Below are 9,475 nucleotides of genomic sequence, written 5' to 3'. Positions count from 1 at the left end.
GGCTGTGCTGTGCCGGACGGGGTGTCGGCGGACGGGGTGGCGTCCGATCGTGTGGTGTCGGATGTCGAACTGCTCGCAGCACACGTCGCGGGCGACCGGCACGCCTTCTCCACCTTGCTGGCACGACATCACGACCATCTGTGGCAGGTCGCGCGGCGGACCAGTTACTCGAACGAGGACGCAGCCGACGCCTTGCAGGAGGCGCTGCTGGCGGCGCATCGGCGGGCGTCGAGCTTCCGGGAGGACGCCGCGGTACGCAGCTGGTTGCATTCGATCGTCGTCAACGCGTGCCTCGATCGCATCCGCCGCAATCGCGTACGCGTGACGGTCCCGCTGTTCGAGGACGATTCGCACGACCTGCGTACGGCCCGCGACCCCATCCGCGACGCCGAGGTCGCACTCGACATCGAGTCCGCCCTGTTCGCACTGCCACCCGAGCAACGAGCGGCTGTCGTCGCGGTCGACGTCGAAGGTTTCTCCGTCCGGGAGGCCGCGCGGCGCCTCGGCATCCCGGAGGGCACGGTGAAGAGCCGGTGCGCCCGCGCGCGGAGCCGGCTCGCGGTCCTTCTCGACGACCTTCGCGCCGACGGGAACCGATTGTGATCCGCCTCCGTCTTACTCTGGTGAGAGATGCCGAGCCGCGGAGGAGAGTCGCGCATGAACGAGGACGATATGCGCCCGTCGTACTCGGCCGAGGTGCCTCCGTCGTACTCTGCCGGGATGCGTCCGCCGTTCTCCGCCGAGTTGCTCGCCGATCTGCATGCGGGTGTCCTCGAGGAGGCGTTCGCGGACCGGTTGTGGCCGCTCGTACGTCGCGATCCCCAGGCCGTCGCGTATCTGGCGCGGCTCGATGCGACGCAGGCGCGGTTGTCGGCCCTGCGCGACGCTCCGTCGAAGGGAGCGATTCCGCCCGAGATCGCCGCGCGGATCGAGTCGGCGCTCGCGGAAGACCGGCCCACCCCGTCCCGGACGCTCGCGCAGCGTCGAGGGTGGGCGATGGCCGGTGTGGGGGTGGCTGCCGCGGTGGCGGTGATGCTCGTGATGGTCGTGCGCGGAACTGTTCTCGGCAACGATGATCCGGCCCGGATTCCCGTCGCGGCCGCGGAGGACGAGACCCTGCTCGAGCCCTCCGCTCTGCGGACGATGATCGGTGAGACCGAGCCCGGTCTTCTCGGCGGCCCCGATCGTCTCCGGGAATGTCTGGACGCGAACGGTTTTTCCGGGCAGGCACCTCTCGGTTCACGCACCGTGCGGTTCGGGGACGACGATGCCGTCCTCGTCCTGATGAGCGGCGCCGACGCTCCGGCATTGACGGCGCTGGTGGTCGGAACCGACTGCGACGCAGACAATCCCGCAACGTTGGCCCGGAAGACGATCGGCTGACGGCGCACCGCCTCCGGTCAGCGTTCCGCCACCGTGGAGAGCAGTTCCAGGATCCGGGTGCGCAGGGCGGGCGTGTCGTCCTCCGCGGCGATGAGCCCGGCGAACAGCGCCGACCCCGCCGCCATCACGAGCACTGCCTTGGCATCGATCTCGACGTCCGAATCCTCACCGTCGACGAACAGGGCGGTACTGGGCCCGCTGAACGTGCGCCAGAGCGTGTTGCGGAGGTCGTCGTGGTCGCGCAGTGCCGCGAGGAGCCCTGGCAGCGCTGCGCGGACCTCCGCTCGTGAGAACAGCTCGATGCTCCCGGCGACCACCCATTCGATCCAGCCCTTGCGATCGATGCCGTCGTAGGGCGTCAGGTCGGGTGCGGATCCGAGCAGCGCGTCGAGCACCAGGTGGGCCTTGGTCGGCCATCGGCGGGTGAGAGCGGCGCGGCCGACACCGGCGCGGGCGGCGATGGCACGCAGGCTCAGTCCGTCCCAGCCGTGACTGCGGAGCATGTCGCGGGTGACGGTGAGGACGTCGTTGTCTATTCGGGGGTCGCGAGGACGCCCGGGAGTGGTGGTCGGCATGGGATCCGTGATGTCGCAGGGCTGAGTGGGAATCGATCTGGCGCAGACTGTGACGAGCGTTATAGTCGAAACGTAATTACGGTACCACTGGCATCGAAAGTAGGGGCATGTCTTCGCCGCGACCCACCGTGTTCGAGCCGGCCCGACTCGGGCCGCTCACCCTCCGCAACCGCATCGTGAAGGCAGCGACCTTCGAAGGTGTGATGCCCCGCGGAACCATCACCGACGAACTCGTCGAGTTCCACGCCGAGGTCGCCCGCGGCGGTACCGCCCTCACGACCGTGGCGTACTGCTCGGTCTCCCACGACGGCCGCGTCCACCGCGACACCCTCGTGCTCGACGCCGACGCCGTGCCCGGCCTGACCCGGCTCACCGACGCCGTGCACTCCGCCGGCGGTCTGGCGTCCGCGCAGATCGGCCACGCCGGACTCGTCGCCAACCAGATCTCCAACAAGATGAAGACGCTCGCACCGTCCACGCGCATCAGTGCCCCCGCCATGGGGCTCGTCCGCGGCGCGACACTCGAGCAGCTCGACCGGGTGGTCGAGAACTACGCCCGCGCCGCGCGCTTCGCCGTCGAGGCCGGATTCGATGCCGTCGAGGTCCACCTCGGCCACAACTATCTGCTGAGCTCTTTCATGAGCCCGAATCTCAACAAGCGCTCCGACCAGTACGGCGGCAGCATCGCCAACCGCACCGCCTTCCCGCGTCGTGTGCTCGAGGCCGTCCGCACGGCAGTGGGGGAGAGGGTGGCCGTCATCGCGAAGTTCAACATGACCGACGGCGTACCCCAGGGTCTGTGGCTCGACGAGTCGCTGCCCATGGCCAAGCTCATCGAGTCCGACGGCACCATCGACGCCATGCAGCTCACGGGCGGCAGCTCGCTGCTCAACGGGATGTACTTCTTCCGCGGCGACGTGCCGATGAAGGAGTTCCAGGAGTCGCAGCCGAAGGTCGTCGGCTGGGGACTCAGGGTCTACGGACCGAAGATCTTCCCGAAGCTCCCGTTCGAGGAGGCCTTCTTCCTGCCGATGGCACGTCAGTTCCGGTCCGAGCTGTCCCTGCCACTGATCCTGCTCGGCGGCATCAACCGACTCGACACCATCGAGACGGCACTCGACGAGGGATTCGAGTTCGTCGCCATGGGCCGCGCGCTGCTGCGTGATCCGTATCTCGTGCGCAAGTTCGAGGACAACTCGGCCCGGGAAGGTCTGTGCATCCACTGCAACAAGTGCATGCCGACGATCTACACCGGTACGCACTGTGTGATCCGCGAGACGCTGCGGGACGTACCCGACGCGGTCTGAGCGAGCGGCGGTCGCATCGAGCGCGACCGTCCGAGCTCCGTACAGGACGTCTGTGGCGGGACGCACGGTCGGAGGGGAACAACACCGTTTACCCTGGTGTTGACAGTATCTGTAGGCTGCCGTCCGGTTTCGGCCGGACCGCCGGCAGTTCTTGCGCCCCCGAATCACCCAACCGGAAGGCTTCGCCGCATGACGACCTCGCCCACGATTCACGACCTCATCATCGTCGGTTCGGGACCGGCCGGATACACCGCCGCGGTCTACGCGGCCCGCGCCGAACTCTCCCCGCTCGTCTTCGAGGGAACCCAGTTCGGTGGGGAGCTCATGACCACCACCGAGGTCGAGAACTTCCCGGGTTTCAAGGACGGGATCATGGGCCCGGAGCTCATGGATCAGATGCGCGAGCAGGCACTGCGTTTCGGCGCCGATCTGCGCACCGAGGACGTCGACGAGATGGACCTGACGGGCTCGGTCAAGACGGTCGTTGCCAACGGCGAGACCTACCGCAGCCACGCCGTCATCCTCGCGATGGGTGCCGAACCGCGTTATCTCGGCGTGCCCGGTGAGTCGCAACTGCTCGGCCGCGGCGTCTCCGCCTGCGCCACCTGTGACGGCTTCTTCTTCCGCGACCAGGACATCGCCGTCGTCGGCGGTGGCGACTCCGCGATGGAGGAGGCGACCTTCCTGACGCGCTTCGCCCGCAGCGTCACCCTCATCCACCGCCGCGAGGAGTTCCGCGCGTCGAAGATCATGCTCGAGCGCGCCCGTGCCAACGAGAAGATCCGCTTCGTCACCAACGCGAGGGTCGCCGAGGTGCAGGGCGAGAACAGCGTCACGAACCTCGTCCTCGAGGACACGGTCACCGGCGAGCGCAGCGACCTCCCGGTCACCGGCCTGTTCGTCGCCGTCGGCCACGACCCGCGCAGCTCGCTCGTCAAGGGTCAGGTCGACCTCGACGACGAGGGCTATGTGAAGGTCTCGGCGCCGTCCACCGCGACGTCCGTGCCGGGTGTCTTCGCCGCCGGCGACCTCGTCGACCACACCTATCGTCAGGCGATCACCGCCGCCGGCACCGGATGCTCGGCGTCCATCGACGCAGAGCGTTGGCTGGTCGCGAACCGCGAGGTCGCCGCCCCCACGCTCGCCGAAGCCTGATCCACCCCCGTTCCACATTCCATCCCCAGATTCAGGAGACCTACGTGGCCGACAACAACGCCAACACCGTCACCATCACCGACTCGTCGTTCGTCGAAGACGTACTGCAGTCCGAGAAGCCCGTCCTTGTCGACTTCTGGGCCACCTGGTGCGGTCCGTGCAAGATGGTCGCTCCGGTTCTCGAGGAGATCGCGGCCGAGCACGGCGACAAGCTGACCGTCGCCAAGCTCGACATCGACGCCAACCCGTCGGCCGCCCGCGACTATCAGGTCATGTCGATCCCTACGATGATCCTCTTCTCCGGCGGCAAGCCCACGAAGACGATCGTGGGGGCCAAGGGTAAGGCGGCGTTGCTTCGGGACCTCGCGGACGTCCTGTAGTACCGTCCCAGGATCAACGCTCGGATGTGCCCGTGAGTCCGTTTGCACGGGCACATCCTTCATCCACCCCCGTTCGATGCTGCCCAGCCCTCATGCCGGGCACCGATCCGGTCAGCACGGAAAGGCCCGATACATGCGCCCTCTTCGTCACGGCGACCACGGTCCGGCTGTCGCCGAGATCCGGAGCACCTTGGCCGGCCTGGGATTCCTTCACAACGAGCCCGAGGAGTCGGGCGACTGGATGGGATCGGACGTCCCGTTCGATCGTGAACTCGACGGAGCTGTGCGTGCATTCCAGCAGCAGCGCGGTCTGCTCGTCGACGGGATCGTCGGACCCGCGACCTATCGCTCGTTGAAGGAAGCGGCGTACAAACTCGGTGCGCGCACCCTGATGTATCAGCTCTCCGCTCCGCTCTACGGAGACGATGTCGCCGCCCTGCAGACCCGTCTGCAAGATCTCGGCTTCTACGTCGACCGCGTGGACGGTTACTTCGGTCCGAAGACGCACGAAGGGCTGTGTTCCTTCCAGCGCGAGATCGGCCTCGCCTCCGACGGCATCTGCGGTGCCGAGACCCTGCGCGCGCTCGAACTGCTCGGCACCCGCGTGTCGGGTGGTTCGCCCCACGCGATCAGCGAGGAAGAAATCGTCCGCCGCTCCGGGCCACAGCTCAGCGGCAAGCGCATCGTCATCGACCCCGGTCTCGGAGGCAACACCCACGGCATCATCGTGCCGAGCCCTCACGGCCCCATTTCGGAGGCCGACATCCTGTGGGATCTCGCGCGGCGACTCGAGGGCCGGATGGCGGCGACGGGCATGGAGACCTTCCTGTCGCGGCCGTACCACGTGAATCCGACCGACGTCGAACGCGCGGGCACGTCCAACGCCTTCGGCGCCGACCTCATGCTTTCGCTGCGCTGCGATGCGAGTCGCAGCCCCGCCGCGAACGGAATCGCGAGCTTCCATTACGGCAACTCGCACGGTTCCGAATCGATGATCGGCCAGGTGCTCTCCGGCTACATCCAGCGCGAGATCGTCGCCCGCACGACCCTGCAGGACTGCCGTAGCCACGGCCGCACCTGGGACCTGCTGCGCCTGACCAACATGCCCACGGTCCAGATCGACCTCGGTTACCTCACCAACGAGCACGACGCCACGTTGCTCGCCGATCCGCGCAGCCGCGACATCATCGCCGAGGCGATCCTCATCGCGGTGAAGCGGCTGTACCTGCTCGGCCAGGACGACCAGCCGACCGGCACCTATACCTTCGCCGAGTTGCTCGCCGAAGAGCTCTCCATCTCGGACAGTCGCTGACCGGACCACACACGAGAAAAGGACCGCTCCGCATACGCTGCGGAGCGGTCCTTTTCCTCTGTGTCCCGGAGGGCGATCGATGTCCCGGAGGACGTCAGTGGGCGCCCACCGGCGACCCTGCGGTCAGATCCGCGATGGTGAGAGAGGACTCCTCGAGGAGCCTGTCGAGCGCGGCCTCCACGGCGATCTTCCATTCGTGGTCGCGGTCGAGTTCGAGACGCAGACGCGGATATCGGTGGTGCGGTGCGACGACCTCGAAGCCCATGTCCTCGAGGAAGTCGGCGTCGATCATGCACTCCGTGTCGGAGCATCCGAGTGCGGCCGTCGCGTGCGGCACATCGCCGGCCTCGGCGTCGGCGCCGTGCCGGATTCCGAAGGCCTCGATGGCACGAACATTGCGCCGAACGAGATCGGCGACGACACCCCGAACAAGGTCGGCACCGACGTTCAGGTCGGCGGCATGCGGCTCGGTCCGCATCGACGTCAGCAGGATCGCGTCGGCGCTGACGGGTGCGGTGGGGAAGGCCTGCGAGCGGGGAACCATGCCCGGGGGAGCGTAGAGCGCGCACCCCGCGGCCTTGTCGCCGATCGTCGCGATCTGGCCGCACGACCCCCATTCGAGAAGGACCATGGACAGCCATGCTTCCTTCTCGAACTCGGGGTCGGCGAAGTGTTGCAGGTCGGGCGACGCGGTGGGATCGATCTCCCAGAACACGCATCGCCGCGCATGAGCAGGCAACTGCTCGATCGCACTCAGCGTGAGCGGTGACACTCGAGTCGACACGGGATAGTTCGCCTCCACGTCTTTCGTCTACAGACTGTTGTCCTGCCCCGACGAGGAGTCAAGAAAGGTCGGTCTGCGACTCCATCATCTTCACGATGCGTTCGAGGTCGTCGACCGAACCGAACTCCACCACGATCTTGCCCTTGCGCTTGCCGAGACTCACGGTGACGCGCGTATCGAAGGAGTTCGACAGCCGCTCCGCGACATCCTGCAGTCCGGGCATCTGGATGGGTTTCCGGCGCTTCTGCTGCGGAGCGTCGGGGGTGTCGTTGCGGTTGGCGAGCACGACGGCTTCTTCCGTCGCACGCACGGACAGACCCTCGGCGACAATGCGTGCGGCGAGTGCTTCCTGGGCGTCGGCACCGGCCTCGAGCGCCAGCAGGGCGCGCGCATGCCCGGCCGACAGCACCCCGGCCGCCACTCGCCGTTGCACCGCGACCGGCAGCTTGAGCAAGCGGATCATGTTCGTGATGACCGGTCGCGATCGACCGAGCCGGCCGGCAAGTTCCTCGTGGGTGACCTCGAACTCCTCGAGCAACTGCTGATATGCCGCTGCCTCTTCGAGGGGGTTGAGTTGCACCCGGTGGATGTTCTCCAGCAGCGCGTCGCGCAACAGCGACTCGTCCTCGGTGTCGCGAACGATCGCGGGGATCGTGTCGAGCCCGGCTTCCTGGACGGCACGCCAGCGACGTTCGCCCATCACGAGTTGGAAGCGGTCGCCGTCGAGACGGCGGACCACGACCGGTTGCATGAGCCCGAACTCACGGATGGAGTGGACGAGCTCCGCGAGTGCTTCCTCGTCGAAGACCTGACGCGGCTGCTTCGGATTGGGTTCGATCCGGCCGATCGGGATCTCGAGGTACACCGCTCCGGCGGGGGAGGGGAGGGGTTCACTCTCGATGGTCGCTGTGGACGACTCCGCCGAGTCGTCGGACGGCCGGGCCGCCTCGTTCCGGAACACCGGTGTCGTCGGCTTGCCGTCGCCGATGATGACGTCGGCGGCGGCCGTGCCCAGACCGGACGACGGCAGGTTCAGGACCGACGACGCTGCGCGACGCGCAGCGGCCGACTTGGTGGGCTGCCCGCCCCCAGCAGGCTTCGCAGGTGCGGACGCTGCGGGCTTGGTGGACGCAGGGGCAACCGGGTCCGGCTCGGCCGGGGCGGTGGCCGTAGTGGTGGTAGCGGGGGCCGGCTTCTGCTCTGCGTCCACCGGCGGTCCGGTAGGGATGAGAGCTGCCAGACCTCGACCGAGCCCGCCCTTGCGTGTCGCGCTCATCCGTTCCCCTGATTCTCGTGTGCCCCGCGTGCCGCCAACTCGCGCCCGGCGTCGAGGTAGCTCATCGCGCCGCGCGATCCAGGATCGTAGTCGAGAACTGTCATCCCGTAACCGGGAGCTTCGGAGACTTTCACGCTACGGGGGATGACGGCACGCAGCACCGCGCTGCCGAAGTGGGCACGTACCTCTGCAGCGACCTGATCGGCCAGTTTGGTTCGCCCGTCGTACATCGTCAGGAGAACGGTCGAGACGTGCAGTTCGGGGTTGAGGTGGGATTGGACGAGCTCGATGTTGCGCAGGAGCTGCCCGACGCCCTCGAGTGCGTAGTACTCGCACTGGATGGGGATGAGGACTTCCTTCGCGGCAACGAGAGCGTTGACCGTGAGCAAGCCGAGCGAGGGCGGGCAGTCGATGATCACGTAGTCGAAGTCGCGATCGCCGAGAGCTTCCTTCGTGAGGGCGTTCCGGAGACGGTTCTCTCGGGCGACCATCGAGACGAGTTCGATTTCGGCGCCCGCGAGGTCGATGGTGGCGGGGATGCAGAAGAGGCGTTCGTTGTGAGGGCTCTGTTGCACGGCCTCGGCGGCACTGATCTCCCCGAGGAGGATCTCGTAGCTCGAGGGAATGCCGGAGTAGTGCGGCACGCCCAATGCGGTGCTCGCATTGCCCTGCGGATCGAGGTCGACGACGAGAACGGACAGACCCTGGACGGCGAGAGCGGAGGCGATATTCACCGCCGTGGTGGTCTTACCCACCCCGCCCTTCTGGTTGGCGATCGTGAAGACGCGACGCTCGCGAGGCTTGGGTAGGGAGTTGGCTTCGCTCGGATGCAGGACCTGGGTGGCGCGATGAGCGGCCGCGCCGATAGGCGTGTCGATAGCGGAGAAGCCGTCGAAGGGCACAGGGGAGAAGTCGTCCTCGACGCCTCCGGTTTCACGTGAAACAGCGGATTCAGATCCACCCGTCATCGAACACTCCTTACACGTAGATCCGCTCGGTTCGCACGCTACATCTTCGTCGCCTCCCGGTCCCGGCTTCGAAGCGGGCCGAGGCGCCGACGAGAGAATGCGAGCCCCTGGCCCGGAGCTGTCCCGGCTTCCCGAGCACGCGCACGCATTCTCGGTTGGTCCAGTATTCCATCCGCATTCTAGGTTCCGTCGACGACATGGCCGGGCGTCGTTTCACGTGAAACGACGCGGCGGTTGTTTCACGTGAAACACAGCGAAAGGAATCGCCATGTTTCACGTGAAACGTCGACAGCGGTCAGCGAAGGGGAGAGGACGATAGAAGGAGGAAAATGAAT

10 protein-coding genes are annotated in these 9,475 nt (G+C 67.0%); 6 read left to right on the top strand and 4 right to left on the bottom strand.

Annotation, left to right across the window (positions count from 1 at the left end; genetic code table 11):
* Positions 1-54: 54 nt before the first annotated feature.
* A complete protein-coding gene (gene sigM / locus EQ874_RS01225) occupies positions 55-603 on the top strand; it encodes an RNA polymerase sigma factor SigM (protein WP_064064269.1) in 549 nt (182 codons plus the stop codon).
* Between the two features lie 54 nt (positions 604-657).
* Positions 658-1,383 (top strand): hypothetical protein, encoded by a 726-nt coding sequence (locus EQ874_RS01220; protein WP_242496595.1) that lies wholly within the window; start codon positions 658-660, stop codon positions 1,381-1,383.
* A gap of 17 nt (positions 1,384-1,400) precedes the next feature.
* On the opposite strand, the gene EQ874_RS01215 is transcribed toward EQ874_RS01220, so the two are convergent.
* Positions 1,401-1,958 (bottom strand): TetR family transcriptional regulator, encoded by a 558-nt coding sequence (locus EQ874_RS01215; RefSeq protein ID WP_016931538.1) that lies wholly within the window; start codon positions 1,956-1,958, stop codon positions 1,401-1,403.
* Positions 1,959-2,065: 107 nt separating this feature from the next.
* Here EQ874_RS01215 and EQ874_RS01210 point away from each other — a divergent pair, with 107 nt between their 5' ends.
* From EQ874_RS01210 to EQ874_RS01195, 4 genes are all read left to right on the top strand, one after another.
* Positions 2,066-3,265: an NADH:flavin oxidoreductase gene (locus tag EQ874_RS01210; RefSeq protein ID WP_129975075.1), complete on the top strand. Its 1,200-nt coding sequence runs from the start codon at positions 2,066-2,068 to the stop codon at positions 3,263-3,265.
* Between the two features lie 189 nt (positions 3,266-3,454).
* Positions 3,455-4,420 carry a thioredoxin-disulfide reductase gene (trxB, locus tag EQ874_RS01205; protein WP_016931536.1) on the top strand — a complete coding sequence of 322 codons (966 nt, stop codon included), beginning with the start codon at positions 3,455-3,457 and terminating at the stop codon, positions 4,418-4,420.
* Between the two features lie 44 nt (positions 4,421-4,464).
* A complete protein-coding gene (gene trxA / locus EQ874_RS01200; protein WP_016931535.1) occupies positions 4,465-4,800 on the top strand; it encodes a thioredoxin in 336 nt (111 codons plus the stop codon).
* A gap of 133 nt (positions 4,801-4,933) precedes the next feature.
* The gene (locus tag EQ874_RS01195; protein ID WP_016931534.1) at positions 4,934-6,112 is read left to right on the top strand and encodes an N-acetylmuramoyl-L-alanine amidase; all 1,179 of its coding nucleotides are present in this window, start codon (positions 4,934-4,936) and stop codon (positions 6,110-6,112) included.
* Positions 6,113-6,206: 94 nt separating this feature from the next.
* Here the strand turns inward: EQ874_RS01195 and EQ874_RS01190 are convergent, their stop codons facing one another.
* From EQ874_RS01190 to EQ874_RS01180, 3 genes are read right to left on the bottom strand one after another with little or no spacing between them, the layout of a single operon-like run.
* Positions 6,207-6,896, bottom strand: a complete 690-nt coding sequence (locus tag EQ874_RS01190; RefSeq protein WP_207213455.1) for a GNAT family N-acetyltransferase — start codon at positions 6,894-6,896, stop codon at positions 6,207-6,209.
* Between the two features lie 58 nt (positions 6,897-6,954).
* Positions 6,955-8,172 carry a ParB/RepB/Spo0J family partition protein gene (locus EQ874_RS01185; RefSeq protein ID WP_242496594.1) on the bottom strand — a complete coding sequence of 406 codons (1,218 nt, stop codon included), beginning with the start codon at positions 8,170-8,172 and terminating at the stop codon, positions 6,955-6,957.
* Positions 8,169-9,140, bottom strand: a complete 972-nt coding sequence (locus EQ874_RS01180; RefSeq protein ID WP_064064242.1) for a ParA family protein — start codon at positions 9,138-9,140, stop codon at positions 8,169-8,171. The genes EQ874_RS01185 and EQ874_RS01180 overlap by 4 nt, the downstream gene beginning before the upstream one ends.
* Between the last annotated feature and the right edge of the window lie 335 nt (positions 9,141-9,475).

This window comes from Rhodococcus sp. Q1 (assembly GCF_004153645.1).
GTDB lineage: Bacteria > Actinomycetota > Actinomycetes > Mycobacteriales > Mycobacteriaceae > Rhodococcus > Rhodococcus gordoniae.
Note: the sequence above shows the minus strand (reverse complement) of the source record. Positions and strands in the feature narration are given on the sequence as shown.